General features: G+C 65.9%; 29 protein-coding genes and 1 riboswitch. Of the genes, 17 read left to right on the plus strand and 12 right to left on the minus strand.

Features of this window, described 5'->3' with window-relative positions:
* Positions 1-52 precede the first annotated feature (52 nt).
* Genes FNA67_RS01915 through FNA67_RS01930 form a run of 4 tightly spaced genes read right to left on the minus strand, consistent with a single transcriptional unit; the run spans position 53 to position 2,790 of the window.
* Entirely contained in the window at positions 53-934 is an 882-nt protein-coding gene (locus tag FNA67_RS01915) for a metal ABC transporter substrate-binding protein (protein WP_147654865.1), read from the minus strand.
* 10 nt (positions 935-944) lie between these two features.
* Positions 945-1,811: a zinc ABC transporter permease AztB gene (aztB, locus tag FNA67_RS01920; protein WP_147658113.1), complete on the minus strand. Its 867-nt coding sequence runs from the start codon at positions 1,809-1,811 to the stop codon at positions 945-947.
* Positions 1,812-1,813: 2 nt separating this feature from the next.
* Positions 1,814-2,563: a zinc ABC transporter ATP-binding protein AztA gene (gene aztA / locus FNA67_RS01925; protein WP_147654866.1), complete on the minus strand. Its 750-nt coding sequence runs from the start codon at positions 2,561-2,563 to the stop codon at positions 1,814-1,816.
* Positions 2,560-2,790 (minus strand): hypothetical protein, encoded by a 231-nt coding sequence (locus tag FNA67_RS01930; RefSeq protein WP_147654867.1) that lies wholly within the window; start codon positions 2,788-2,790, stop codon positions 2,560-2,562. The genes aztA and FNA67_RS01930 overlap by 4 nt, the downstream gene beginning before the upstream one ends.
* 142 nt (positions 2,791-2,932) lie before the next feature.
* Here FNA67_RS01930 and FNA67_RS01935 point away from each other — a divergent pair, with 142 nt between their 5' ends.
* Both FNA67_RS01935 and FNA67_RS01940 read left to right on the plus strand, forming a co-directional pair.
* On the plus strand, positions 2,933-4,141 hold the full coding sequence (locus FNA67_RS01935) for a metallochaperone AztD (protein ID WP_147654868.1): 1,209 nt from the start codon (positions 2,933-2,935) through the stop codon (positions 4,139-4,141).
* Between the two features lie 60 nt (positions 4,142-4,201).
* A complete protein-coding gene (locus FNA67_RS01940) occupies positions 4,202-5,392 on the plus strand; it encodes a GTP-binding protein (protein ID WP_147654869.1) in 1,191 nt (396 codons plus the stop codon).
* On the opposite strand, the gene FNA67_RS01945 is transcribed toward FNA67_RS01940, so the two are convergent.
* Positions 5,389-5,745, minus strand: a complete 357-nt coding sequence (locus FNA67_RS01945; protein ID WP_049707479.1) for a DMT family protein — start codon at positions 5,743-5,745, stop codon at positions 5,389-5,391. The two genes, FNA67_RS01940 and FNA67_RS01945, sit on opposite strands and share 4 nt — an antisense overlap.
* Before the next feature lie 138 nt (positions 5,746-5,883).
* Here FNA67_RS01945 and FNA67_RS01950 point away from each other — a divergent pair, with 138 nt between their 5' ends.
* A complete protein-coding gene (locus FNA67_RS01950; protein ID WP_147654870.1) occupies positions 5,884-6,543 on the plus strand; it encodes a hypothetical protein in 660 nt (219 codons plus the stop codon).
* A gap of 3 nt (positions 6,544-6,546) precedes the next feature.
* On the opposite strand, the gene FNA67_RS01955 is transcribed toward FNA67_RS01950, so the two are convergent.
* Positions 6,547-6,888, minus strand: coding sequence for a DUF4342 domain-containing protein (locus tag FNA67_RS01955; protein ID WP_049707481.1), 342 nt, complete (start codon positions 6,886-6,888; stop codon positions 6,547-6,549).
* A 90-nt stretch (positions 6,889-6,978) separates the two neighbouring features.
* Positions 6,979-7,189: riboswitch (cobalamin riboswitch) on the plus strand.
* A 43-nt stretch (positions 7,190-7,232) separates the two neighbouring features.
* On the opposite strand from FNA67_RS01955, the gene FNA67_RS01960 reads away from it, so the two are divergent.
* The 8 genes from FNA67_RS01960 (at position 7,233) to FNA67_RS01995 (ending at position 16,264) form a co-directional block, all read left to right on the plus strand.
* Positions 7,233-7,412: a CbtB domain-containing protein gene (locus tag FNA67_RS01960; protein WP_049707482.1), complete on the plus strand. Its 180-nt coding sequence runs from the start codon at positions 7,233-7,235 to the stop codon at positions 7,410-7,412.
* A gap of 16 nt (positions 7,413-7,428) precedes the next feature.
* Positions 7,429-8,199: a CbtA family protein gene (locus tag FNA67_RS01965; protein ID WP_147654871.1), complete on the plus strand. Its 771-nt coding sequence runs from the start codon at positions 7,429-7,431 to the stop codon at positions 8,197-8,199.
* Positions 8,196-9,233, plus strand: coding sequence for a cobalamin biosynthesis protein CobW (gene cobW / locus FNA67_RS01970; protein ID WP_147654872.1), 1,038 nt, complete (start codon positions 8,196-8,198; stop codon positions 9,231-9,233). Before FNA67_RS01965 ends, cobW begins: the two co-directional genes overlap by 4 nt.
* 155 nt (positions 9,234-9,388) lie before the next feature.
* Positions 9,389-13,378 carry a cobaltochelatase subunit CobN gene (cobN, locus tag FNA67_RS01975; protein ID WP_147654873.1) on the plus strand — a complete coding sequence of 1,330 codons (3,990 nt, stop codon included), beginning with the start codon at positions 9,389-9,391 and terminating at the stop codon, positions 13,376-13,378.
* Positions 13,378-13,944, plus strand: a complete 567-nt coding sequence (locus tag FNA67_RS01980; RefSeq protein ID WP_049707486.1) for a hypothetical protein — start codon at positions 13,378-13,380, stop codon at positions 13,942-13,944. The genes cobN and FNA67_RS01980 overlap by 1 nt, the downstream gene beginning before the upstream one ends.
* Positions 13,941-14,582, plus strand: coding sequence for a cob(I)yrinic acid a,c-diamide adenosyltransferase (cobO, locus tag FNA67_RS01985; protein WP_049707487.1), 642 nt, complete (start codon positions 13,941-13,943; stop codon positions 14,580-14,582). Before FNA67_RS01980 ends, cobO begins: the two co-directional genes overlap by 4 nt.
* A 90-nt stretch (positions 14,583-14,672) precedes the next feature.
* On the plus strand, positions 14,673-15,035 hold the full coding sequence (locus FNA67_RS01990; protein ID WP_147654874.1) for a YciI family protein: 363 nt from the start codon (positions 14,673-14,675) through the stop codon (positions 15,033-15,035).
* The gene (locus FNA67_RS01995; RefSeq protein WP_147654875.1) at positions 15,032-16,264 is read left to right on the plus strand and encodes an RNA polymerase sigma factor; all 1,233 of its coding nucleotides are present in this window, start codon (positions 15,032-15,034) and stop codon (positions 16,262-16,264) included. The genes FNA67_RS01990 and FNA67_RS01995 overlap by 4 nt, the downstream gene beginning before the upstream one ends.
* A 1-nt stretch (position 16,265) precedes the next feature.
* Here FNA67_RS01995 and FNA67_RS02000 read toward each other — a convergent pair whose 3' ends face one another.
* Both FNA67_RS02000 and FNA67_RS21810 read right to left on the minus strand, forming a co-directional pair.
* Positions 16,266-16,736, minus strand: a complete 471-nt coding sequence (locus tag FNA67_RS02000) for a hypothetical protein (protein ID WP_147654876.1) — start codon at positions 16,734-16,736, stop codon at positions 16,266-16,268.
* Between the two features lie 71 nt (positions 16,737-16,807).
* Complete coding sequence (locus tag FNA67_RS21810) at positions 16,808-16,981, minus strand: hypothetical protein (protein ID WP_244616436.1); 174 nt, start codon at positions 16,979-16,981, stop codon at positions 16,808-16,810.
* Between the two features lie 237 nt (positions 16,982-17,218).
* On the opposite strand from FNA67_RS21810, the gene FNA67_RS02005 reads away from it, so the two are divergent.
* Entirely contained in the window at positions 17,219-17,989 is a 771-nt protein-coding gene (locus FNA67_RS02005) for an aspartate/glutamate racemase family protein (RefSeq protein ID WP_210246421.1), read from the plus strand.
* Positions 17,990-18,026: 37 nt separating this feature from the next.
* Positions 18,027-18,446: a MerR family transcriptional regulator gene (locus FNA67_RS02010; RefSeq protein ID WP_049707491.1), complete on the plus strand. Its 420-nt coding sequence runs from the start codon at positions 18,027-18,029 to the stop codon at positions 18,444-18,446.
* A 397-nt stretch (positions 18,447-18,843) separates the two neighbouring features.
* On the opposite strand, the gene FNA67_RS02015 is transcribed toward FNA67_RS02010, so the two are convergent.
* From FNA67_RS02015 to FNA67_RS02030, 4 genes are all read right to left on the minus strand, one after another.
* Positions 18,844-19,344 carry a GNAT family N-acetyltransferase gene (locus FNA67_RS02015; RefSeq protein ID WP_049707492.1) on the minus strand — a complete coding sequence of 167 codons (501 nt, stop codon included), beginning with the start codon at positions 19,342-19,344 and terminating at the stop codon, positions 18,844-18,846.
* Between the two features lie 7 nt (positions 19,345-19,351).
* Positions 19,352-20,446, minus strand: coding sequence for a M24 family metallopeptidase (locus FNA67_RS02020; protein WP_049707493.1), 1,095 nt, complete (start codon positions 20,444-20,446; stop codon positions 19,352-19,354).
* 72 nt (positions 20,447-20,518) lie between these two features.
* On the minus strand, positions 20,519-22,111 hold the full coding sequence (locus FNA67_RS02025; RefSeq protein WP_049707494.1) for an ABC transporter substrate-binding protein: 1,593 nt from the start codon (positions 22,109-22,111) through the stop codon (positions 20,519-20,521).
* Positions 22,108-22,770 (minus strand): helix-turn-helix domain-containing protein, encoded by a 663-nt coding sequence (locus FNA67_RS02030; protein ID WP_049707495.1) that lies wholly within the window; start codon positions 22,768-22,770, stop codon positions 22,108-22,110. The genes FNA67_RS02025 and FNA67_RS02030 overlap by 4 nt, the downstream gene beginning before the upstream one ends.
* 145 nt (positions 22,771-22,915) lie before the next feature.
* On the opposite strand from FNA67_RS02030, the gene FNA67_RS02035 reads away from it, so the two are divergent.
* Genes FNA67_RS02035 through FNA67_RS02050 form a run of 4 tightly spaced genes read left to right on the plus strand, consistent with a single transcriptional unit; the run spans position 22,916 to position 26,482 of the window.
* Positions 22,916-24,007: an ABC transporter permease gene (locus FNA67_RS02035; protein WP_147654877.1), complete on the plus strand. Its 1,092-nt coding sequence runs from the start codon at positions 22,916-22,918 to the stop codon at positions 24,005-24,007.
* A complete protein-coding gene (locus tag FNA67_RS02040) occupies positions 24,007-24,912 on the plus strand; it encodes an ABC transporter permease (protein ID WP_147654878.1) in 906 nt (301 codons plus the stop codon). The genes FNA67_RS02035 and FNA67_RS02040 overlap by 1 nt, the downstream gene beginning before the upstream one ends.
* Positions 24,909-25,739: an ABC transporter ATP-binding protein gene (locus FNA67_RS02045; RefSeq protein WP_049707497.1), complete on the plus strand. Its 831-nt coding sequence runs from the start codon at positions 24,909-24,911 to the stop codon at positions 25,737-25,739. Before FNA67_RS02040 ends, FNA67_RS02045 begins: the two co-directional genes overlap by 4 nt.
* Complete coding sequence (locus tag FNA67_RS02050) at positions 25,736-26,482, plus strand: ABC transporter ATP-binding protein (RefSeq protein WP_049708278.1); 747 nt, start codon at positions 25,736-25,738, stop codon at positions 26,480-26,482. Before FNA67_RS02045 ends, FNA67_RS02050 begins: the two co-directional genes overlap by 4 nt.
* Positions 26,483-26,487 lie beyond the last annotated feature (5 nt).

Raw genomic sequence — 26,487 nt, forward strand, 5'->3', positions numbered from 1 at the left:
TCTAGGAGAGTCTTGCCCCGCCTCCAAGCGGGGCAGGCCGGTTTTGGGCTGGTCATTCGCCTTTCATGGCCGGCACCAGCAGCGCCACGTTGTGCCTGAACATGTCCAGATAGGTGCCCGCGCCCTCGTCCTTGGTGCTGAGCGCATCGGCATAGAGCTCGCCGCCCAGCTTCACGCCGGTCTCGCGCGCGATCTGCTCGACCAGCCGGCCGTCGCTCATGTTTTCGACGAAGAGCGCGCTCACGCCCTCGCCGCGGATCTGCTCGATGAGCTTGGCCACGTCCGCCGCCGAGGCTTCGCTTTCGGTCGATACGCCCTCGGGCGCCTCGAAGGTCACCCCGTAGGCCGCCCCGAAATAACCGAAGGCGTCATGGGTGGTGATGACCTTGCGCTTGGCCTCGGGCACGCTGGCGATCTGCGCCTTGACCTCGGCGTCGAGCGCCGAGATTTCGTCCGAATAGGCCTTGGCGTTGGCCTCGTAGGTCTGGCAGCCCTCGGCGTCCACCGAGCAGAGCGCCTTGGCGATATTGGCCACGTAGATGAGCCCGTTGCTCAGGCTCTGCCAGGCATGGGGATCGGTAATGGTCTCGCCGTCCTCGTCCATGGTGCGGCTCGAAACGCGCTCGCTCGCCACCACCAGCTGGCCCTTGTAGCCGGTGGCTTCCACCAGCCGGTCCATCCAGCCCTCAAAGCCCAGGCCCGAAACGAAGAAGACCTGCGCCTTGCCCACATTGGCTGCATCGGTCGGCGTCGGCTCATAGACATGGGTGTCGGCATTGGGCCCCACGATCGTGGTCAGTGCCACCCGGTCCCCGCCCACGCGCGCCACCATGTCGCCCAGGATCGAGAAGCTGGCTACCGCATTGACGGGCGCGGCGAGCGCCGGCGCGGTGATGAGCGCAAAGGCGGAAACGAGAAGGGCGCGGGCGAACATGGGCAGTCTCCTAGGCAATGCGGTGTCGGGGGGAGGTGAGGCGCGTGCGGATCACCCCGCGCGCACCGAAGATCAGCGAGAAGGCATAGAACCCGCCTGCGACCAGGATGATCGCCGGCCCCGAAGGCACGCTGAAATAGTATGAGAGCAGAAGACCCAGATAGCTCGAGGCCATGCCGACCAGTACTGCCAGTACGCAGAGCGCCTCGAGGCGCCGCACCCAGAAGCGGGCGGCCGCCGCCGGCAGCATCATCAGGCCCACGGCCAGCAGCGTACCCAGCGCCTGGAAGCCCCCGACGAGGTTCAGTACCACCAGCCCGAGGAAGGTGAAGTGCACTATCGGTCCCGCCTTGCCGATGGCGCGCAGGAAGGTGGGGTCGAGGCATTCGGCGAAAAGCGGCCGCCAGATCACCGCCAGCGCGGTAAGGCTGATCGTGGCGATGGCCCCGATCATGATCAGCGCATCGTTGTTGAGCGCCAGCACCGTGCCGAACAGCACATGCATCAGGTCCACGCTCGAGCCGCGCAGGCTCACCAGCATCACTCCGAGCGCCAGCGAAATCAGGTAGAACGCGGCCAGGCTCGTGTCCTCGCGCTGCACGGTCAGCCGGCTCACCAGCCCCGCCAGCAGCGCCACCACCAGTCCGGCGGCGAACCCGCCCAGTGTCATCGGCAGGATCTGCAGGCCCGCCACCAGAAACCCCGCGGCCGCACCCGGCAGGATCGCATGGGCCATGGCGTCGCCCGCCAGGCTCATGCGGCGCAGCATCAGGAACACGCCGACCGGCCCGGCCGAGAGCGCCAGGATCATGGCGCCGGCAAGCGCCCGGGTCAGGAAGCCGTAATTGACGAACGGCCCGATCAGTACATCAATCAGGTTCAATGTCCGCCTCCATGGCCGTGGCCATTTTCGTGCCAGGGCGCGTGCTCGTCCCAGGCTTCGGTCATGCGCCGCGCCTTGAGCAGGTTTTCGGCCTTGAGGGCCTTGTCGGTATCGGCCCAACACACCGGCTCGCGGGCCATCAGCAGCGTTCTTGGAAACACCGCCTTGACCATTTCGGCATCGTGCAGCACCGCGATTACCGTGCGGTCCTCGGCGTGCCAGCGCCGCACCAGTTCGATGAGGTCGATCACCGTCTTTTCGTCGATCGCCGTGAACGGCTCGTCGAGGAGGATCGTGTCCGCGTCCTGCAGCATCACCCGCGCGAAGAGCGCGCGCTGCAGCTGCCCGCCAGAGAGCGTATCGAGAGGGCGGTTCTCGAAGCCGGTGAGCCCCACCGTCGCCAGCGCCTCTTCCACCTCGCGATAATCGGCGCCGGTAATGGCGGCAAAGAGCCCGCGCCGCCGCCAGTGGCCCAGCGCCACCAGGTCCGCCACCGTGGCCGGAAACGTGCGGTCGATATCGGCGCTCTGCGGCAGGTAGGCGATGGTCGCGCCCGGCGCCCGCTCGATCGAGCCGGTCAGCGGCTGGAGCATGCCCACGATGCCCTTGAGGAGGGTGGATTTGCCCGATCCGTTCGGCCCCACGATCGCGGTGAGCGAGCCATCCTCGAATGTGCCGTCCAGGTGATGAACCGCCGGATGCCCCTCGTAGCCCAGGGTCACGTCCTTGAGCCTGATGGCGCTCATGGCTGCACCAGCGCGATCACCGCCAGCCAGATGCCGGCTATCAGCACCGCCACGATGCCCAGCCGCACCGCCAGACCCTGCTGGGCAAGACTGAAGGCGCGCTGCTGCGGCCGGGGCAGGCGCTGCGCCGGCTCGTGACCGTGGTTGTGATGGAGGTGTCCGGGATGCGGGTCATCGGCCATGTGGGCGGCTTTCTCTGAATTGGCCTGTGTGTAACGTAATAACATTTTTGGTGTCAACGCTTGCCAGCGCAAATTCCGAAACGTTATATAGTTACATCATTCGCCATGCCAAGCCCCATTGCCTGAACCCTCGGGCCGGGGCCGCATATCGTGTCACTTCGTAACGATATAACGTAAAGGATTTCCGATGAAGCGTGCCATCTCCCCGCTCGCCCTGCTGCTGGCGCTGGGTCTTGCAACGCCCGCGATCGCCGAGGAAGAGGTCGCCTGGCGGCTCTTCGTGGCCGACCATGCCGAGCCCACCGTCACCGCCATCGATCTGGAGAGCGGCGACGCCCTGGGCAGTTTTGCCCTTTCCGGGCCCGCAACCCTCTACGCCACGCCCGCCAAGCGCGCCGTCTATGCCGTCCAGGGCAATGACAACCAGGTGGCGGTAATCGCCACCGGCGTATCCGTCGATGATCACGGGGACCACGGAGATCTCACGCTCACCGATCCCTCGCTCGGCTCGGCCGTCCTCACTGGCGAGCGCCCCGTTCACTTCGTCGAGCACGATGGCAATTTCGCTGTCTTCTACGATGGCGAGGGTGTGGCCCGGACCTATTCGGAAACCGCGGTTCTCGCCGGCGACGCCACGTTTGCCGAAACCGCCACGCCCGCGCCCCATCACGGCGTCGCCATCCCCTTCGGCGCCCATACCATCATCACCGAGCCCAATGCCGAAGACCCCAAGGCCCTTCCGACTGGCGTATGGGTACGCGACGGCGCCGGCGCTACCGTTGGGGACTTCCATGCCTGCCCGGACCTGCATGGCGAAGCCTCCTCGGGCAACCTTCTCGCCATCGCCTGCGGCTCCGGCCTGCTGATCGCCAGGGAGGGCGGCGAAGGTCCCGAGATTTCCTTCCTGCCCTATGCGCCTGACCTGCCCGAAGGCAAGGCGACCGCGCTCCTCGGCGGCGTCGGCTTCCAGTACTTCCTGGGCAATTATGGCGCTTCGCGCGTCGCCGTCATCGACCCGAGTGCCCAGGACGCCTTCCGTCTCGTCGATCTGCCGACCCGGCGCGTGCACTTCGCCGTCGATCCTGTGCGGCCCAAATTCGCCTATGTCTTCACCGAGGACGGCAACCTGCTCCAGCTCGACATCCTCTCGGCCGCCGTCACCGGCACGCTGCGGCTGACCGAGCCCTATTCGATGGATGGCGAATGGAGCCTGCCGCGCCCCCGTGTGGCGGTCGCCGGTGACGAGATCGCCGTCACCGATCCTCTCAAGGGCCTCATCCACATCGTGGATGCGCACAGCTTCGCCAAGACCCGCGAGATCGCGCTTGCCGGCAAGCCCTTCAACATCGTGGCGGTCGGCGGCGCCGGAGAGACCCACGGCCATCACCACCACTAACCCCTTCATCCCCTCTCCCTCCGCCGGGGGAGGGGAGCGCTTTCCAGCCAGGATCATTCCATGAAACGACTTCCCGTCACCGTGCTCTCCGGCTTTCTGGGCGCCGGCAAGACCACCTTGCTCAATCACATCCTCAACAATCGCGAGGGCCGGCGCGTCGCCGTCATCGTCAACGACATGAGCGAGGTCAATATCGACGCTTCGCTGGTCCGCGAGGGGGGCGCCGATCTTTCGCGGACCGATGAAAAGCTGGTCGAAATGAGCAATGGCTGCATCTGCTGCACCTTGCGCGGCGATCTCCTCGCCGAGGTGCGCAAGCTCGCCGAGGCGGAACGCTTCGACTATCTCCTCATCGAATCCACCGGCATCTCCGAGCCGCTCCCCGTCGCCACCACCTTCGATTTCCGCGACGAGAACGGGGAGAGCCTGGCCGACATCACCCGGCTCGACACCATGGTGACGGTGGTCGATTGCGCCAACCTCCTCAAGGATTACGGCTCTTCCGATTTCCTCAAGGATCGGGGCGAGACCCTGGGCCCCGAGGACGAGCGCGCCCTCGTCGACCTCCTCGTCGAGCAGATCGAGTTTGCCGACGTCATCGTCCTCAACAAGGTCTCCTCTGCCAACCTGCTCCAGCGCCAGGCCGCCATTTCCATCATCAAGGCGCTCAATCCCTCGGCCGAACTCATCGAGACCGATTTCGCCCAGCTTCCCCTCGACCGGGTCCTCGATACCGGCCTCTTCAGTCTCGAGATGGCCGAGCGCAATCCGCTCTGGTTCAAGGAGCTCAACGGCTTTGCCGACCACGTCCCCGAGACCCTTGAATACGGCATCCGCTCCTTCGTCTACCGCGCCCGCCGGCCCTTCAATCCGGCCCTGCTCGATCGTTTCATCGCCCGCGCCTGGCCGGGCGTCGTGCGCGCCAAGGGCTTCTTCTGGCTCGCCACCCGCCCGCATTTCGTCGGTGAGCTGAGCCAGGCCGGAGCGCTCGTGCGGACCGGTCGGCGGGGCCTGTGGTGGTCCGCCGTTCCGCCCCAGCGCTGGCCGGACGATCCGGATTGGACCGCCTCCATGCGCGCCTATCTCGACCCCGTCTGGGGCGACCGGCGCCAGGAACTGGTCTTCATCGGCCTTGAGGACATGGACGAGGCCGCCATCCGGCGCGAACTCGATGCCGCGCTCGTCCCGGCGCGCGCCTTCACGCCCGACAACTGGACGAGCCTGCCCGATCCGTTCCCGGCCTGGAGCTAGCGCAGCGGTCCCTTGAAGATGAAGAAGGCGCCCGCAAAGATCAGCGCGAAACCCACCACGTGGTTCCAGGTGAACCTTTCGCCCAGCACCAGAACGGCGAAGCCGGCGAAGACGCTGAGCGAGATCACCTCCTGGATGGTCTTGAGCTCGGCCGCGCTATAGGTGCCGTACCCGATGCGGTTGGCGGGCACCGCCAGCCAGTATTCGACCAGCGCGATGCACCAGCTCGCCATCACCGCGATCCACATCGGCGCGGTGGGGAACTTGAGATGCCCGTACCAGGCAATGGTCATGAAAACGTTCGATCCGATCAGCAGGACGATCGGCAGCACGGCGGAAGCGGAAAACTGCATGGAGCACCGGGGGGCGGGGGAGACGCACACTCTCGCGCCCGCCGCCTTCCGTCAATGGGGCGTCCGCTCGTTCATCTTGCAGTCATCGGGCGTCCCATACACATTTCGGGGAAAGCACCGAATACCGCGAGGCAATCCATGATCCTGCGTCTTCTCGCCGCCCTGTTGGCCCTGGCCGGCGCGGTCCTTCCCGCCGCCGCCGCCGAGCTCGCCTGCTCGGGGGCGTTCGGCCCCGATTCGTCCGAGGCGCGCCTCATCGAGACCTTCGGCAAGGAAAACGTCGTCTTCGGCGAAGTCCCCGGGGCCGAGGGCGAGACCATGCTCGCCACCACCGTCTTCCCCAATGACGAGGCGAGGCGCTTCCAGGTCGGTTGGTGGGATGAGGAGAACCGCGATTCGATCGCCTATTTCACCGTCCCGCCAAATGACAGCGCTCCCGGCGGCGTCCATATCGGCCAGACCGTGGCCGAGGTCCAGGCGCTCAACGGCGAGCCCTTTACCCTGCTCGGCTTCTATTGGGACTACGGCGGCTCGGCCAGTTTCACTTCCGGCAAGCTTGCCTCGCTTCCGGGCGGCTGCTCGCTGGGGGTCGCGTTCGAGCCGCGCAAGGACCTGCCCACCGGCGTCGACGACACCCCGATCCTGGGCGACAGGGAAGTATCGTCCACCGAGCCGCTCCTGGTGGATCTCGATGCGCGCATCTACGACGTCTACCTCAGCTATCCCGACCCCAGCGCCCCGGCCGATACCGATACCGGGGAAGGGGAGGGCGCCGGCGAAGCCGCCGCCCCGCAATAGCGGCTAGATATCGATATCGGGCTCGTCCGGCTGCTTGTCCGCCGGGGGAGCCTCCCCGGGCTCGACCGGCTCGATCCGCACCACCTCGATCTTGACCCGCGCCAGCAGCCCCGCCAGGGCCCCCAGCAGCGCCAGCCACGGCGCGGCCAGCACCATGATGCCGCCCAGGCCGACCCCGGCATTGAGCGGGATCTCGGCATAGATGTCGCCGCGCTCGGACTTGACGCGCAGGCGCCGCACATTGCCTTCCTTGAGCAACTGGGTGATGCGCTCGACGAGCTGGCTGCCGGCCACCTCGATTTCCTCGGTGAAGGTCTTCCAGTGATCCTTGGGCTGGTCGTCCATGTCTGTCTCCATCAGAGAAGCCTCTCTTCCCCATACATAGGAAACCCTGCGCCGATTTCACGCGCATTGACCTTGCGCAACCATATGTGGCAATCCTAACCCCACGTTGGTTCCCCCAAGCGCAGGCGCGGGGGATGAAAAGGGAACACGGTGCGGATTACCCATCAGGGGCCTAGACCGTGGCTGCCCCCGCAACTGTAAGCGGCCAGCTTTGCCATTTGCCACTGGGCTTCGCCCGGGAAGGCGGCACAGCGACAAAGAGGCTGCGAGCCAGGAGACCTGCCAGCGCAACCGGGCGGAAACGCCCAACTCGTTAATCCGCGCGCACGGAGGGTGTCCGCAAAATGACCACTGCTACGCAGACCCAGACCATCAATCTCACCTTGTCTCAGCGGCTTGTCGCTGGCGGCCTCGCCCTCGTCCTGGGCTTCGTGCTGCTGGGCGGCATCGGCTTTGCCAGTGACATGCGCGTCCACAACGGCGCCCACGACACCCGCCACGCCCTCGGCTTCCCCTGCCACTAAGCGCTTCGAGACAAAAATGAATCTGTTCCGGCGAATATTCTTCGCTGCGGTCCTGTCCGGACTCGCGGCCGGTCTTGCCATGTCGGCGGTCCAGCAGTGGCGCGTCGCCCCGCTGATCCTCGAGGCCGAGACCTATGAAGGCCAGGAGGCTCCCGCGGCGCCGGCCACCCACACCCATGAAGATGGCACCGCGGCGCACAGCCACGATGCCCAGGAGGCCGCTCCTGCCGGCCACGTCCACGACGAAGACGCCTGGGCGCCCCAGGATGGCGCCGAGCGCATCTTCTATACGGTGCTTGCCGACGTCCTCGCCGCCATCGGTTTCGCGCTGGTCCTAGCCGCCGTCTCGGTGCTGGTGGGCCTGCCCATCACCGCCGCCAACGGCATCGTCTGGGGCCTGGGCGGCTTCATCGTCTTCCAGCTCGCGCCCGCCTTCGGCCTGCCGCCCGAACTCCCGGGCATGCCGGCCGCTGATCTGGGCGCCCGCCAGCTCTGGTGGTGGGGCACGGCCATCGCCACCGGCGCCGGTCTGCTGGGTATCGCCAAGTTCCGCAACTGGCAGGCCATTGGCGCCGGCGCCGTGCTGATCCTTCTGCCCCACCTCATCGGTGCCCCGCAGCCGCCCCATGAACCGAGCGCCGTTCCGGCGCACCTCGCCACCGCCTTCGCCGCCAGCGCGCTCTCGGCCGGTGCAGTCTTCTGGTTCATCCTCGGCCCGCTCCTGGGCTATCTCAATACCCGCTTCGCCAAGGCCGAAGCCTCTCAAACCAGAATGGTGCACGCATGAGCGAAAAGATCCCCGTAACCGTCATCACCGGCTTCCTCGGCTCGGGCAAGACCACGCTCGTCCGGCACCTGCTCGGCCACGCCAGGGGCAAGCGCATCGCGCTCATCATCAACGAGTTCGGCGATATCGGCGTCGACAAGGAAGTGCTGGCCGGGTGCGGCGACGAAACCTGCCGCGAAGAGGACATGATCGAGCTGGCCAACGGCTGCATCTGCTGCACCGTGGCCGACGATTTCATCCCCACCATGAAGACCCTGCTCGAACGCGACGAGCGCCCCGATCACATCGTCATCGAAACCTCCGGCCTGGCGCTTCCCCAGCCGCTGATCCGCGCCTTCAACTGGCCCGAGATCAAGACCGAAGTCACCATCGACGGCGTGGTCACCGTCGTTGACGCCGCCGCCCTCGCCGAAGGCCGTTTCGCCTCCGACGAAGAGGCGGTCGATGCCCAGCGCAAGGCCGATTCCATGCTCGACCACGAGACGCCCTTGGGGGAACTCTTCAAGGACCAGCTCGTCTCGGCCGACCTCATCATCGTCAACAAGACCGACCTCGTCGACGAGTCCGGCCTGGCCCCGGTCGAAGCCGAACTGCGCGCCGCCATGCGTCCGGGAACCGGCATCGTGCGCGCCGCCAACGGCCATGTCGATACCGTCGCTCTCCTGGGCCTGGGCATGGCCAGCGAGGACGATCTCGACGGCCGCGAATCCGCCCACGAACTGGAGCATGGCGGGGAAGGCCACGAGCACGACGATTTCGACAGCTTCTCGATCCGTCTCCCCGCCGGCAGCCGCGAGGCCCTGCTCAAGACCATCGAGGAAACCATCCGCGCCCACGACGTGCTGCGCCTCAAGGGCTTTGCCGCCATCGAAGGCGCCCCCGCGCGCCTGGCCATCCAGGCCGTCGGCCCGCGCGTAAACGCCTATTTCGACCGCCCCTGGAAGGACGGCGAAAAGCGCGAAACGGCGCTGGTGGTGATCGGCGAAAGCCCGCTCGACCGCGATGCGATCACGGCCAGCCTTCAGGCGGCGTAACCCCTCATCCGGCCCTTCGGGCCACCTTCTCCCCGGAGGGGCGAAGGGACGACGGCACGATTCGTGCCACGCGGGCACCTCTCCCCCTCGGGGAGAGGTCGCCGCAAAGCGGCGGGTGAGGGGTCGCCCCAACCACCGCCCCCAAAGGACAAGAAATGCACCTTCTCGCCGCCCAGGCCGGCGCCATACAGCAGGAAGGCGAGGCGATCGATCTCAATCAGTCGCCCGGCGAGATCGTCTTCGGCACCTCCGCCGACAGCGAACTGGCCATGCTCGCCGCCGCCACCGACCGCGCCGGCTACAAGGGCCTGCGCCTCGCCAATCTCCTGAAGCTCTCGCACAACCTCTCGGTCGACCTCTGGCTCGACCAGACCGTGCGCCACGCCCGGCTCATCGTCCTCCGCCTCATCGGCGGCCCCGCCTATTGGCAATATGGCGTCGACGAAATCTACGCGCTCTCCATGCGTGAAAACATCCCCCTGGTGCTGCTCTCGCACGACGCGGTGCCCGACCCGGTCCTGCGCTCCCGCTCCACCATCGCCCCGGAAGACTGGGACCGCCTGCTGACGCTGTTCGTTGCGGGCGGCCCGGAGAATGCCGATACGCTGCTGGCAGCATTCCAGCTTCTGGCCACCCCGGCCCTCCCCACAAGGGGTAGGGAGCCAGTGTTGCACGACCTGCGGGCCCAACCCTTTTCCCGGTTCGGTTATTGGCATCCCGCCACCGGCATGACCGACGCCGACACCTTACGCGCCCCAACGTCTCCCTCCCCCCTGTGGGGAGGGAACAAGGGTGGGGGTGAGCCGCAAGCTCGGAGTTCGTCGCCTACCCCCCTCCCATCCTCCCCCGCAAGGGGGGAGGTGCCGACCGTGATTGTAGAACCCGCATCGCACCAGCAACTGGATCGAAACACCTCCCCCCTTGCGGGGGAGGACGGGAGGGGGGTGAGCCAAACCCACCGCCCCCATGTCCCCATCCTCTTCTACCGGGCCGCCCTCGAAGGCGCCGGCACCGGAACGCTCACCGCCCTCATCGCAGCGCTGGAGGCCCAAGACCTCTATCCTGTCCCGCTGGTCGTCTCGACCCTCAAGGAGCCCTCCTGCGTCCGGTTCATCAAGGCGGCGCTCGCCGAGTTCCCGCCCGCCGCCATCCTCAACCTCACCGGCTTCGCCCTCGGCCTCGACAACCTCGATCCTGCCCAGAACCCGTTTGCCGATACCGACGCCCCGGTGATCCAGCTCGTCCAGTCCGGCCGCTCGCGCGAACAGTGGACCGCCGACTACCAGGGCCTTTCCGCCAAGGACCTCGCCATGCTGGTGGTCCTCCCCGAACTCGACGGCCGCATCGGCGGCCTCATCGTCGGCCACAAGGAATCCTCGGTCTGGCACGACGCCACCCAATGCGCGCTCTCCTCTTACTCCCCCGACCCTGAAGGCATCGCGCGCGCCGCCACGCTGGCCGCCAACTACGCCCGCCTGCGCGTCACCCCGAACCCGGAAAAGCGCATCGCCCTGGTCCTCGCCAACTACCCCATCCGCGACGGCCGCCTCGCCAACGGCGTCGGCTACGATGCGCCGGAATCGACGATCGAAATCCTCAAGGCAATGGAAGCTGCTGGCTACGATCTAGCCCCAACGTCTCCCTCCCCCTTGTGGGGAGGGAACAAGGGTGGGGGTGAGCCCCAACCACCGAACCCGCTGCCCATCCCCGATTCCGCCGCCCTCATCGCCGCCCTGCAATCCGGTCCCACCAACGCCGCCCCCTCCCGCGGCGACGGCATTCCATTTCCCCTTTCCCGCTACCGCGCCCTCTTCTCCGCCCTCCCCGAAAAGATCCAGGTCGAGGTCACCGCCCGCTGGGGCGATCCCTCCGCCGATCCCTTCGTGCGCGGCGAAAACTTCCATCTCCCCGCACTCACGCTCGGCAATGTCGCGATCCTGCTCCAGCCCTCGCGCGGCTATGGCGGCGACGAAACCCTCAACTTCCACGATCCCGATCTCGTCCCGCCGCACGCCTATCTCGCCGCCTATCTCTGGCTGCGCCACGAGTTTTCCGCCCACGCGCTCATCCACAACGGCAAGCACGGCAATCTCGAATGGCTGCCCGGCAAGGGCGCCGCGCTCGATGCCGCCTCCTATCCCGATGCCCTTTGGGGCCAGATCCCGCACCTCTACCCCTTCATCGTCAACGATCCGGGCGAGGGCACGCAGGCCAAGCGCCGCACCGGCGCCACCATCATCGATCACCTGACCCCGCCGCTCACCCGCGCCGAGACCTACGGGCCGCTGAAGGACCTCGAAGCGCTGCTCGATGAATATTACGCCGCCCTCGGCCTCGACCGCCGCCGGCTCGACGATCTGCGCAAGCGCATTCTCGATTTCACCCGCGACGCCCGCCTCGACCGCGACCTCGGCCTCCCGGAGGACGAGAACGAAGCCCTCAAGTCCATCGACAACTTCCTCTGCGATTTGAAGGAAGCCCAGATCCGCGATGGCCTCCACGTCTTCGGCCGCTCGCCGCAGGGCGGAATGGCGCGTGACCTCATCGTCGCCCTGGCCCGTGTCCCCAGGGGGGATAACTCCCCCGCCGATGCCTCGCTCATCCGCGCCCTCGCCGACGATCTGAAACTGGGCTTCGATCCCCTGACCGCGCGCCTCGGCGAGCCCTGGTCGGGTCCGCTCATCTTCGTGGAGGAACCATTCATCGTCCCGGCAAAATTGCGGCGCGTGGGCGATGTGGTGGAGGCCCTCGAGGCCATAGCCGCCCAGCTGGTGGAGGGCATTCCCGCCCCCGCCGAATGGACCGCCACAAAAGCCGTCCTCGACACTATCGATACCATCATCCGCCCCCGTCTCGCCGCCTCCGGCCCCAACGAAATCAAGGCCTTGCTCGCAGGTCTCGACGGCAAGCACGTCCCCCCCGGCCCCTCCGGCGCCCCCTCGCGGGGACGCCTCGACACCCTCCCGACGGGCCGCAACTTCTACTCGGTGGATAACCGCGCCGTCCCCACGCCGACCGCCTGGGAACTGGGCCGCAAATCGGCGGAAAATCTCATCCGCCGCCACTTCCAGGACCAGGGGATATATCTGCGCTCGATCGCCCTCTCGGTCTGGGGCACCGCCAACATGCGCACCGGCGGCGATGACATCGCCCAGGCCATGGCCCTCATCGGCGCCAAGCCGCAATGGGACCCGTCATCCCTGCGCATTTCCGGCTACGAGATCATCCCGCTGGCAAAACTCGGTCGCCCGCGCGTCGACGTAACCCTCAGAATTTCCGGGCTTTTCCGCGATGCCTTCCCCCAGCAGATCGCGCTCTTCGACCGCGCCATCCGCGCCATCGGCGCGCTCGACGAGCCCGAGGAGGACAACCCGATCGCCGCCCGCATGCGCACCGACGCCCTCGGCCTCATGGCCGAAGGCGCCTCCGAGGCGGAAGCGGCCCTGCGCGCCGGCCACCGGATTTTCGGTTCCAAACCCGGCACTTACGGCGCCGGCCTTAACGCCATGATCGATTCCGGCCAGTGGCAGACCAAGGCCGACCTCGCCAAAACCTTCATCGATTGGGGCCAATACGCCTTCGGCTCGCAGGCCGCGGGCCTGCCCGAACGCGCCCGCTTCGCCGCCCGCCTCTCGGACATCGACGCCGTCGTCCACAATCAGGACAATCGCGAGCACGATCTCCTTGATTCGGACGACTATTACCAGTTCGAAGGCGGCCTTGCGGCTGCCTCCGAAACGCTGACGGGCCGCCAGCCCGCCGCCTACCACCTCGATCACTCCCGCCCCGAAAACCCGGTCGCCCGCACGCTCGAGGAAGAAATCTCGCGCGTCATGCGCTCACGCGTCGTCAATCCCAAGTGGATCGGCGGCATGCAGCGCCACGGCTACAAGGGCGCCTTCGAGATCATCGCCACGGTCGATTTCATGTTCGCCTTCGCCGCCACCACCGGCGCGGTCAAGACGCACCATTTCGACCTCGCCTTCGAAGCCTATGTCGAGAACGACGCCGTGCGCGAATTCCTCCAGTCCGCCAATGCCTTCGGCTATGACGAACTGCTCGACAAATTTCGCGAAGCCGTCACGCGCGGTCTCTGGACCCCACGCTCCAACTCCGCCTACGCTTTCCTGGAAACGGGGGCGTGATGCAAAACAAGATCATCTATCTCATTGGCCATTATGGCGTCGGCAAACTCACCATCGCGCGCGAAATCTGCGCGCGTACCGATGCGCGGCTCTTCGACAATCACCTGATCAACAACGTGGTCTTCTCGCTGATCCGCGCCGACGGCAAGACGCCGCTACCCGAGCGTACCTGGGAGCTCATCCAGGTCATCCGCGATCAGGCCGTGGCCGCCATCACCGAACTGGCGCCAACCGAAACCAGCTACGTCCTCACCAATTTCCTCGCCGATGACGAGATCGACCGCGCGGTCTACGTGCAGATGGAAGACATGGCCCGCCGCCGCAGCAGCGCCTTCGTGCCGGTGGCCCTGAGCGCCACTGACGAAGCCCACGCCCAGCGCATCGCCTCGCCCGACCGCGAGGAGCGCCTCAAGCACACCGATGTCGCTTCCGCCGAGCGCGTACGCCGTGAAGTGCCCATGCTGCGCTTCGCCCATCCCAACCGGCTCGACCTCGAAACCACGAGCCTATCGCCCCGAGAGGCCGCCCAGGCCATCATCAGACACGCGGAGCAAGCCCAGCCATGACCGAACGCGCCCCCAAAAAGACCGACCTCATGAGCGAGGCCGAGCGTGACGCCTATCACGCCGAAAAGATGCGCAAGAAGAAGGAGGCCCGCAACAAGATCCTCGCCACCAAGACCGAGGAAAAGGGCCTGCTCATCGTCCATACCGGCAAGGGCAAGGGCAAGTCTACGGCCGCCTTCGGCATGGTGTTCCGCGCCATCGGCCACGGCTTCAAGGTCGGCGTGGTCCAGTTCGTCAAGGGCGCCTGGGAGACCGGCGAGCGCGACGTGCTGCTCAAATTCCCCGACCAGGTGACCATCAACGCCATGGGCGAAGGCTTCACCTGGGACACCCAGGATCGCCAGCGCGACCTCGCCGCCGCCCGCGCCGCCTGGGACCAGGCCAAGCGCCTCATCGCCGACGAGAGCTACAAGCTCATCCTCCTCGACGAACTCAACATAGTGCTGCGCTACGATTACCTGCCGCTCGAAGAGATCGTCGAGACGCTCAGGAACAAGCCGCGCGATACCCACGTCATCGTCACCGGCCGCAATGCCAAGGACGAGCTCATCGAGATCGCCGACCTCGTGACCGAGATGACCGAGATCAAGCATCCCTTCCGCGCCGGCGTAAAGGCCCAGGCCGGCATCGAGTTCTAGGCGCTTCGGGTCGAGAAAAAACGCGCTAGGGTGTCGAACGGCCGCCAGCGCGTTCGACAAGTGGCGTCACGTTCTCAAGGGGACCCGAAGATGAAATACCTCTGCCTCGTCTATGTCGACGACAACGCCTTCGAGCCGCTCGACGCGGCCGGCCAGTACAAGCTCGATACCGATTCCCTGGCCTATGACCGCGAGCTCGAGCGTCGCGGCCACTTCATCGCCGCCCAGGCCCTGGAGGCGCCGGCCGCCTCCCGCACCGTCAGGGTGCGCAATGGCCAGGTCTCGGTCACCGATGGCCCCTTCGCCGAAACCAAGGAGCACCTGGCCGGCTTCATCCTCCTCGAGGCCGGCGACCTCGATGAGGCCGTGCGGCTCGCCGCCGGCATTCCCATGGCCCGCCTCGGCTCCATCGAAGTGCGCCCCATCATGATCATCAATCCCGTGCCGACATGAACGAGGCCAACCGGGCGATCGAGGCCGTCTATCGCGCCCAGTCCGGGCGCGTGCTGGCTTCGCTCATCCGTTTGCTGGGCGGCATGGAAGCGGCCGAGGAGGCCTTGCTCGATGCCTTCGCCGCCGCCGCCCGGCAATGGCCTCACGAGGGCGTGCCGCGCAATCCGGTGTCCTGGCTCATCTCGGCCGGGCGCTTCAAGGCCATCGACCGCATGCGCCGCAATGCCCGTTTCGATGCCGCCCAGGCCGAACTGCTCCGTCAGGTCGAGGAGGCGCTGGAGGTCGAACCGACCCCGCAGGACATCGCCGACGACCATCTGCGCCTGATCTTCACCTGCTGCCATCCGGCCCTGCCGCCCGATGCGCAACTGGCGCTGACGCTGCGCGAAGTCTGCGGCCTGTCGACCGAGGATGTCGCCCGCGCCTTCCTGGTGCCCACGCCCACCATCGCCCAGCGCATCGTGCGCGCCAAGAACCGCATCCGCGACGAGCAGCTTCCCTATCAGGTGCCCACTCCCCCGGAGCTGCCCGCGCGCCTCGCCATCGTGCTGCACGTCATCTACCTGCTGTTCAACGAAGGCTATTCCCCCGCCTCGGGTGAAGCGGGCACGCGCCCCGACGTTTCCGGCGAGGCCCTGCGCCTGGGCCAGGTGCTTTTCGATCTTCTTCCCGAGCCCGAGGTCGGCGGCCTGCTCGCCCTCATGATGGTGCACGAGGCGCGCCGCCCCGGCCGGCTGTCGCCCGAGGGCGACATCGTGCTCCTCGCCGATCAGGACCGCACCCTCTGGGATCACGAAACGATCGCCCGCGCCGGCCGCATCGTTGCCGGCGCCCTGCGCACGCCCCGGCCGGGGCCCTATGCCATCCAGGCCGCCATTGCCGCTCTTCATGCCGAGCCGCCCACCGCCGATGATACCGACTGGGTCGAGATCGCCGGCCTCTATGACCTCTTGATGCGCGTCGCGCCTTCTCCGGTCGTCGCCCTCAATCGCGCCGTCGCCATCGCCATGCGCGACGGGCCCGAGGCCGGCCTGCGCCTCGTCGAGGATCTCATCGAAACGGGAGAACTGTCCGGCTACCACCTGGCCCACGCCGCCCGCGCCGACCTTTGCCGTCGCCTCGGCCGGCCTGGGGAAGCCCGGGACGCCTATCGGCGCGCCCTTGATCTCGCCCGCCAGGAGCCCGAGCGTCGTTTCCTTGCCCGGCGTCTCGCCGAACTGGATGCCTGACCTAGCAGGTGCCCGCCTTGAGCGTCTGCACCAGCTTGGTGATCACCGCATCCATCTTGGCGATGTCCTGCTTGGAATATTCGAGCCGGAACATGGCGTACTGGTCCCCGCACCGCGCGATGCCGCGCGCATAAAGCACCAGCCCGTTGCGCGCGCCCGAATAGCTGATCCACTGCGGGGTTGCGGCCTGGTAGGTCAGGCCCCAGCCCTGGTCCGCATCGGACTTCTGCCGGCCTTCCATCTCCGAGAGGAAATCGCCCGCCAGCAACTGGCCGCCCCAAACGGTGAGCGTTTTTGATCCGTCCTGCGAGCGAAACACCTGCCCGTCGCCATTGTCCGATTCGCCCAGTCCCCTGAAGTCGGGAGGGATCCCGATCACATAGCCATAACGGCCATTGGCGTAAGTGCCCCACTCGGCGGCATGCGCCGGAGCGAGGAACAACAGGGCAATAACGGCAAATACAAATCGCATGGCGGCACTATTCCGCCAGGAAGCGGCGTCGCGCAAGAGCCGTCGCGGCGCCGCCCGGGATTATGACGCTCTCATGTCCCCCTGAGCAGGCAACCCACGGTCAAAACCACGAAGCCGAGCAGCAGAATCCAGAAGGAATAGCCGGCAATGGCGATGCCGAGCACGCCGAACCAGCCGATCAGGGCTACGATGGCCAGCACGACTGCGATCCAGAAAACGACTTGGGTAGGTGCACTAAGACTCATCTTGGCCTCCTCCACCAAAAGCGAATCACAACTTGAGCTTTTGCCTCATCGCCGCAATCTGCAAGAAATTTACTTGGTATTTACACAAAACTCGCCATGCATTGCTGCAATGCTGAAGGCTCAAGGCTTTGGCGATTGCGCGGCGCGGCTTTCTCCGCAATCCTACTGATGCGGGTGGGGCTCGGCGCTGAGTAGTGGCGGCCGGGCCGCTTGCTTTTTCAGCTTACGGGGGAACCGGTGTCGATCCGGACCGAATTTTACAACCAGAAGACCATTGGCATTCTCGGGGGCATGAGCAATCACGCCACCGGCGAATATTACCGTCTGCTCAACGATCAGCTCGCCGAGGCCAATAACGGCAATACCGGCGAGATCGCCATCGTCTCGGTCAACTACGGCAATATCGAGCATTTCGTGTTCAACGATCTATGGTCCGAGGCGGAGGCGTATCTCGCCGAAAAGCTCGACCGGCTCGAGGCGGCGCGCCCCGATGTGGTGCTGTGCGCTTCCAATTCCATGCACCTGGCTTTTGAACCGGTGATTTCCAAGCGCCAGACCCCCTATATCCACATTGTCGATCCCACCGGCCACGCCATTCGCGAGGCCGGCATCTCGCGCATCGGGTTCCTCGGCACGCGCTTCACTATGAACTCCACCAAGATGCACCGGCGTTATCTCGAACGCTGGGGCGTGGAGATCATCGTCCCCGACGAGCAGGACCGCGACCTCATCGATCACATCACGCTCCAGGAGCTGTGCCACGGCATCGTGAGCCCCGAGAGCAAGAGCGAGGCGCTAGACGTGGTTGCCGATCTCGAGGAGCGCGGTGCCCAGGGCATCATCCTGGGGTGCACCGAGCTCTGCCTGCTGCTCAGGCCCGAGGACGTGCCGCACCTGCCTGCCTTCGATACCACCGCGCTCCACATCGCCGCGGCGGTCGATTTCGTGCGTGGCGATGACAGCCTCGTCTCCATCGGCAGCCGCCTGCGCTTGGCGGTCGGCGGCTGAAGGCCTATATAAACCTCCAGAGATTGGAGGTTTGCGCATGCGCGACTATGCCATCGGCGAACTGTCATCGCTCTCGGGCGTCAAGGTTCCCACCATTCGCTATTACGAGGAAATCGGCCTGCTCGCCGCGCCGGCGCGCACCGAGGGCAACCAGCGGCGCTATGATGGGGAGGCGCTCAACCGCCTGCGCTTCATCGCCCACGCCCGCGCCATGGGCTTCCCCATGGATTCCCTCAAGGCCATGCTGCGCATCGCCCGTCATCCCGAAGACCCGTGCGACGACATCGACGACCTCGTCCGCGGGCGTCTGGCCGAAGTCGAGGAACGCATCGCCAGGCTCACCAACCTGCGCGCCGAGCTCAAGGGCATGCTCACCAGCCACGCCCACGGCAAGGTCGCCGAGTGCCGCGTGATGGAAGTCCTCTCCGACCACGACAACTGCAAGCACGAACACTAGCGTTCTCGCGAGAGGGCATCGGTCTCCCCCGACCACGCCATCGAATGCCCCTCTTCGCACCTCCAACGACCGCAGCAGCGCACCGTCCCGCCGCCACCGCCTGATCACGCGCCCCACCCCCGATCTTCCCCGGCCGCAGAGCCCGGGCCCACGGATACCGCCACTCAAGTGGAGGGGCGTAGTCGCCCTTAAATCCCGCGCGAGGAAGTCACGTGTCTGGGGGTGTTCAGTGGGGTGCCACCACGGTCCGGGCCGAAAAGCCACATCCCGACCACGTGGGTCATGGCCCCTCTCGCGCCCCAGCGAAAACCCTCGCCCCCTCGGGGAGAGGGTGCCCGGAGGGCGGTGAGGGGGCAGCCGACAACACCGGCCCCACGCCCCCGCCACCAGCCCGAGCCTAGCCCTCGAACCCCGGCCGGAACCGCGCCATATGGTTGGTGTGCCTATAGGTGCCGCCCGAAAAGATATCGAACCGGGTCTGGCCCTCGAAGATGAAGCCGTGCTTCTCGTAGAGCCCGATGGCCCTGTCATTCCCGGCCGCCACGCTCAGTTCGATCCGCACCAGGTTGAGCCAGTTATCGGCCTGGTGCAGCATTTCGGCCATCAGCGCCTTGCCGACCCCGCGTCCCTGGAAATCGGGATGCACCGCGATGCCGAAGCTCGCCACATGCTTGCGGCGCGGGGCGCGGTTGGTGATCAGCCCCAGGTGTCCGGCGGCGACCCCGTCCACGACCCCGACCAGTTCCAGCCCGTCGGGATCGCGGCTCTTGTAGAAATCCCGCCAGAACGCCTCCGTGCGGAACGGCACCTGGCCGGTATTGGCGATCACCGCCTCATGCGCATAGATGGCGGCGATATCGGCGACATCGCGCTCCTCGGCGCGCCGGACGGTGACCATTTTCGGGCTATGCCTTGATGTGAACCGGCGTGCGCGGCAATTCGGAAAGCACCTCGGCCTGGTTGCCGCGCACGATCACGATCTCCTCCAGCCGCACCCCGAACTTGCCGTTGAGATAGATCCCCGGCTCGATCGAGAAGACATTGCCTTCGTCCAGGATCGTTTCGGACGTCCCGGTGATGAAGGGCGGCTCATGCACGTCGATGCCCAGGCCATGGCCCGTGCGGTGCAGGAAGAACTCGCCATAGCCCGCTTCCGTGATGACGTCGCGGGCGGCCTTGTCCACTTCCTTGGCGGCCACGCCCGGCTTGGCGGCGGCCAGCGCCGCCTGCACGGCGCGCTCGAGCACGCCCACGACCTTGTCGAACTCGGCCGGGGTTTCACCCACCACGGCCACGCGCGTCATGTCGGAGGGATAGCCGTCCTTGCGTCCGCCGATGTCGATCAGCACAGCCTCGTTGGCCTTGAGCATGCGGTTGCCGGTGTGGTGGTGCGGGAAGGCGCCGTTCTCGCCGAAGCACACCGAGACGAATTCCGGCTTGGCGCCATTGGCGAGGTAATAGTTGCGGATGGCCTGGCCGACTTCGAGCTCGGTGACGCCCGGCTTGAGCGCGGCGAAGCCCGCCTTCATGGCGCCATCGTTGAGCACCGCGTTCATCTTGAGCGCGGCATATTCGGCTTCGTCCTTGCGGGCGCGCAGGTACCCGACCGTGTCGGTGAGGAACTTGCGCCTGGCGCCGGGCAGGGCGTCGATCACCAGCAGCGCGAAATCGGCGCGCATGGTCTCGTCGAGCGCGATGGAAAGTCCGTCCCGGTTGGCGCCGAGGTCGGCCAGCAGCGTGGAGAGCGCGCCATTGGGGCCGTCCGCGTCGGTCCAGGTGTAGAAGGGCAATTGGGTATGTGGGCGCTGGCTGTCGGCATTGAGCGCCGGCATCAGGAACCCTGCATTGTCCTTGCTGACGATCAGCAGGACCGGACGCTCGTCGCCATGCGGCGACATACCGGTCAGCCAGACCAGGTGGGAGGAGGGGCCCACGACGACCAGGTCCGTCCCGGTAGCTGCCATCTGTTCGCGCAATCGCGCCAGGCGTTCTTCATACATGTCGAAATTCCGTTCAAATTTTATCGATTGAGCCGCCCCGTGGGGCGGCTCTTTGCTTTATATTTCAAGAACTTAGTTCTTCTTGACCAGGCGGTAGAAGACGAAGTCGCTGGTCGCTCCGTTCACATAGCCCTCGATGTTCTTGTCCATGGCAACCTGGGTGGCGGCCTGGAACATGATGACGATGGGGGAGTCGGCCTGAACCTTCTTCTGCAGGTCGATATACATCTCGTTGCGCTTGGCCGGATCGGCTTCGGCGCGTGCAGCCTTGGTTTCTTCGTTCATCTCGGCCGGAACGGCCCAGCCGTTACGCCAGGTGGTGGTCGACTGGTAGTTGTCGTCCGAATTGTCTTCGTTGAAGGCGAAGGCCTTGGCGTTCGAATCCGGGTCCATGAAGTCCGGGCCCCAGTAGAGCAGCATGCCTTCGTGGGTTCGGGCGCGGTACTTGGTGATCACCTGCGAGCCGGTGCCCGGGATGATCTCGAAGTTGATGCCGGCCTCGGCGAACGAAGCCTGCAGCGACTGCGCCATGTCGGTGAACGGGGTCGAGTTGATGACGTCGAGCGTGACGGTCATCGGAGTCTTGACGCCGCCATCGGCCAGGATCTGCTTGGCCTTTTCGACATCGTAGCTATAGGGCGTGTCATCGAGCGAGCCGGGGAAGCCCTTCGGCCAGAAGGCCTGGTGGATTTCCATCTGGCCCTTCAGGAACGAGTCCGTCATGCCCTTGTAGTCGACGAGGTAGCGAGCCGCTTCCCAGATCGCCGGGTTGGTCAGCGCTTCGTCCTTCTGGTTGAAGGAGAGGAAGTGCACGGCGGCCTGCGGGTAGGTTTCGACCTTGACATTATCCTTGCCCGAAAGGCTCGAGATCTGGTCCGGGGTCAGGTTCTTGGCCATGTCGACGTCGCCCGATTCCAGCAGCAGCTGCTGGGTAGCGGCTTCGGCAACGTGACGGATGATCACCGACTTCATGGCCGGGGCGCCGCCGAAATAGTTCGGGTTGGCGTCCAGGTTGATCAGCTCGCCCGGGCGGAAGGCCTTGAGGATGAACGGGCCCGAACCGGCCGAGGCGCCCTTGAGGAACGCATTGCCGTAGTCGCCGTCCTTTTCGTTGGCCTGCACGGTCACCGCATCCACCACCGAAGCGGGGCGGGCGGCGAGCACGTTGAGCACGAACGCGGACGAGAAGTCGCCGTCATACTTGACCACGACCTTGTTGCCGTCGGCGGTGACCATGGAGTCGATGTTCTCCGGGGTCCAGCCGAGCTGGGTCAGGATGAAGGCCGGAGCCTTGTTGAGCATCACGACGCGCTTGAACGAATAGACCACGTCCTCGGCGCGCAGCGGGTTGCCCGACGAGAACGTCACGCCGTCACGCAGGGTGAAGGTGATGGTCTTGTTCGCGTCGTCGGCGGTCCACTCGGTGGCCAGGCCCGGCGCCAGGGTCTTGACGTCGGGAGCATCGTACTGGACCAGGCGGTCATAGGTCTGGGTGACGTATTCGCCCGACGAGAATTCATAGGCTTCCGCCGGATCGATCGAGACGATGTCGTCGATGTTCTGGGCCACCACCAGCACGTCGGCGGGAGTCGCCGCGTAGGTCGCGACCGATGCCATCGGCATGGTCAGGACGGCCGCGAGCAGCGCGGCCTTGAAGAGTTTCATTCGGTGTTCTCCTTCTGAAGCGTAGTCTTTTTCGTTTTTCCCGTGGCCCTAGAACTGCGCAGGGCCGGGCGCTCCGCGCGCGACCGGAACATCGGCAGGGTGCCGGTCCATAGGAGGCGCGCAATCTCGTTGCTGTCGTTGGTCCACGAATGCGGGCGGTTGCCGCGGAAGTGCATGCTGTCGCCCGCCCCGAGCGTGACGTCCTGCTCGTCGATCCGCAGGGAGATTTCGCCGGCGAGCACGAAGAGAATTTCCTCGCCCTCGTGGCTCACCGTCTCCGAGTTATACCCGGGCGGCACATTCAGTATAAAAGAGGAGAGGACGTTGCCGGTGAAGTCGGCCGCGATGCGCTCGTAGATGATGGACGAGCCGTCGACCGAAAACCGGTTGCGTTCCGCATCGCGCGTCAGGCCGTCTTCGGCGCTGGGCGTGGCGATGAAATAGTCTACGCCCAGATCGAGGCTGCGCGCGATCTGGGCCAGGGTACCGAGCGAGGGAGTCGCATGGTCACGCTCCACCTGGCTGAGGTAGCCTACCGAGATGCCGGCGGCGTCGCACAGCTCCTGGAGCGTCATGCGCAATTGCTGGCGCCGGGCGCGGATGAGCGACCCGACCTTGGGCTGCGCCGTTGCAGCGGATTTACCGGCCGCGGGTGACACCCGTATTTCACTCCCACTAAAATTTTTTTGATCTAAGCAAAATTGTTTGTATAGTCCAAGCGGAATTTTTGAAAACGAGGGCGCAAAGCCCCGATCCTCTCGCCTATAGTGGGAGGAGGCGTCCGACACAGGAACTGAGTAGCGCGTGGCCTTCGAACCCGACTCCGCAGCTGAGGTCGTCATCGAAGAGGAAACCAAGGGCCGGGGCGGGCGACCGCACGGTTTCTGGAAGTTTCTTCTTGCCGTTGGCGGCTTCGTTCTCACCATCGCCCTGACCTTTCTGGGGCTGCTCGCCATCACCTTCTTCATCGGCCGCGTGATCCCGATCGATCCGGTGCTCGCCGTCGTCGGCGACCGCGCGCCCCGCGCCGTCTATGAAGCGGCGCGTGTTCAGATGGGGCTCGACCAGCCGCTTCCCATCCAGTTCATCCGCTATATCGGCTCGGTCCTGAGCGGGGACCTGGGCATGTCCGTCTCGACCGGCAAGCCCGTGGCGCAGGACCTGGCGCGCGTCTTCCCGGCTACCCTGGAGATGGCGACCCTGGGCATCATCATCGGCGTCGTGCTCGGCGTGCCGATGGGCGTCTTCGCGGCCGCCCGCCAGGGCAAGCTCGCCGACCAGATCATCCGCGTCGTCGGGCTCCTGGGCTATTCGGTTCCCGCCTTCTGGCTCGGCCTCGTCGGCCTTGCCGTCTTCTATGCCCGCCTCAAATGGGTGGGCGGCCCGGGCCGCATCGATATCTTCTATGACGGCCTCGTCCAGCCGGTGACCGGGCTCCTGCTCATCGACAGCCTCATCGCCGGTGATTTCGAGATCTTCATGAATGCCGTCTGGCATCTCATCCTGCCGGCGTCGGTCCTGGGCTTCTTCAGCCTCGCCTACATCGCCCGCATGACGCGCTCGTTCATGCTCGACCAGCTTGCCCAGGAATATGTGACGACCGCGCGCGTCAAGGGCGTGCCCGAGCGAATGGTCATCTGGCGCCACGCCTTCAGGCCCATTCTCGTGCCCCTGATCACGGTCGTGGCCCTTTCCTACGCCGGCCTACTCGAAGGCTCGGTGATGATCGAGACGGTGTTCTCCTGGCCGGGGATCGGCAACTACCTCACCACCGCGCTCCTCAATGCCGATATGAATGCGGTGCTCGGCGCCACCCTGGTGATCGGCGCCGTCTTCATCGCGATCAACAAGATTTCGGACGTGCTCTACCGCGTCCTCGACCCGAGGGCTCGCTGATGGCTTCCACTCGTGATTGGCTCCTGGACGATTCCCCGTCCTCGCGCTTCCAGGCGCGCATGGGGCGCGGTTACCGCGTCTTTCGCTCGTTGCTGGGCAACCCCCTTGCCGTGCTCGGCGCGATCATCGTCATCGGCCTCATCGTCATGGCGGTCTTCGCCCCGCTTTTCGCCACGCACTCCCCGACCGCCCAGAACCTTTCGATGCGCCTCATGCCGCCCTCGGGCGAGAACTGGATGGGCACGGACGAACTGGGTCGCGATATCTGGAGCCGCGTCGTCTTCGGCTCGCAGATCACCCTCGTGATCGTGCTGCTGGTGGCGGTGCTTGCCGCCCCGGTCGGCCTCGTCGTCGGCGCCGTCTCCGGCTATTTCGGCGGCTGGGTCGACAGGATCCTGATGGGCATCACCGACATTTTCCTCTCGATGCCCAAGCTCATCCTGGCCCTGGCCTTCGTCGCCGCCCTCGGCCCGGGCATCCAGAACGCCATCATCGCCATCGCCATCGCGACCTGGCCTAGCTACGCCCGCATTGCGCGGGCCGAGACGCTGACCATCCGCAATTCCGAGTTCATCTCCGCCGTCGAGCTTCAGGGCGCCTCGCGCCTCCGCGTCATCGTCGCCCACATCCTGCCGCTCTGCACCTCCTCGATGATCGTGCGCGTCACCCTCGACATGGCCGGCATTATCCTGACGGCCGCCGGTCTCGGCTTCATCGGCCTGGGGGCTCAGCCCCCGCTCCCCGAATGGGGGGCCATGATCTCGCGCGGGCGCTCGTTCATCCTCGATCAGTGGTGGGTCGCCACCATGCCGGGCTTTGCCATCGTCATCGTCAGCCTGGGCTTCTGCTTCCTCGGCGACGGTCTGCGCGACGTGCTCGACCCCAAGCACGGAGAACGCCAGTGACCAATCTGCTCGAAGTTCGCAACCTGCGCGTCACCTTCCCCACGGCTCGCGGGCCGGTCGATGTGGTCAAGGGCATCTCCTTTTCGCTCGGTCGCGAGCGCCTCGGCATCGTGGGCGAAAGCGGCTCGGGCAAGTCCATGACCGGCCGTTCGATCCTCCGGCTCATCCGCGCGCCGGGCCGCGTCACCGCCGAGCGCCTCGATTTCGACGGGGTCGACCTGCTGCGCCAGTCCGAAAAGCAGCTGCGCGCCATTCGCGGCGCCCGCATTTCGATGATCATGCAGGACCCGAAATTCTCGCTGAACCCGGTCATGACCATCGGCGCCCAGATCGCCGAGGCCCTGCTGACCCACCAGCGTCTCGGGCGCGGCGACATCCGCCAGCGCGTCCATGCCATGCTCGAATCGGTGCGCATCGCCGATCCCGAGCGCGTCGCCAAGCTCTATCCCCATGAGGTCTCCGGCGGCATGGGCCAGCGTGTCATGATCGCCATGATGCTGATCCCCGAGCCGGACCTGCTGATCGCCGACGAGCCGACCTCCGCGCTCGATGTCTCCGTCCAGGCCCAGGTGCTCGACATCATCGACGATCTGGTCAAGCGCAAAGGCATGGGGCTGATCTTCATCAGCCACGACCTCAACCTCGTCTCGAGCTATTGCGACCGGATCCTGGTCATGTATGCGGGCTCGGTGGTCGAGGAATGCGTGGCGGGCGAGCTGCAGAACGCCAGGCACCCCTATACGCAAGGGCTCCTCGCCGCCATTCCGCGCCTCAACGAGACGCGCGACGAACTTCCCGTCCTCGATCGTTCCGGATGGGCAGCATGAGCGCCATCGTCATCGACAATCTCGACGTTTCCTATGGCGAGACCAAAGTCACGCGCGGCATCGGTTTCACCGTCGCCGAGGGCGAGAGCTTCGCGCTCGTGGGCGAGAGCGGTTCGGGCAAGACCACCGTGCTCAAGGCCATTGCCGGGCTCGCCCGGACCTGGACGGGCTCCATCTCGGTCTTCGGCCAGCCTCGTGGCCATGGCATCGACCGTGGCTTTGCCCGCCAGTGCCAGATGGTCTTCCAGGACCCCTATGGCTCCCTTCATCCGCGCAAGACCGTCGATGCGGTGCTGAGCGAACCGCTCGCCATCCATGGCGTCGGCGGCGACCACGGCAAGCGCGTCGAGGACATGCTCGATGCCGTCGGCCTCGATCGCAAGTTCCGCTTCCGCTTCCCCCATCAGCTCTCCGGCGGCCAGCGCCAGCGTGTCGCCATCGCTCGCGCCCTCATGCTCGAACCCAAGCTGCTGCTGCTCGATGAGCCGACCTCGGCGCTCGACGTTTCGGTGCAGGCCGAGATCCTGAACCTGCTCAAGCGCTTGCGCCGCGAGCAGGGACTCACATACCTGATGGTGACGCACAACCTGCCCGTCGTCTCGTTCCTGTGCGACCGCCTGGCCGTCATGCGCCACGGCAAGGTCGTCGAGATCGCCGATGTCGGGCAGTTGAAGCGCGGCGAACTCGTCAATCCCTATTCCCGGGAACTGATCGAGCTCAGCGCCACTCCTTCCCAGACCTGACGACC

Source organism: Youhaiella tibetensis, from assembly GCF_008000755.1.
GTDB lineage: Bacteria > Pseudomonadota > Alphaproteobacteria > Rhizobiales > Devosiaceae > Paradevosia > Paradevosia tibetensis.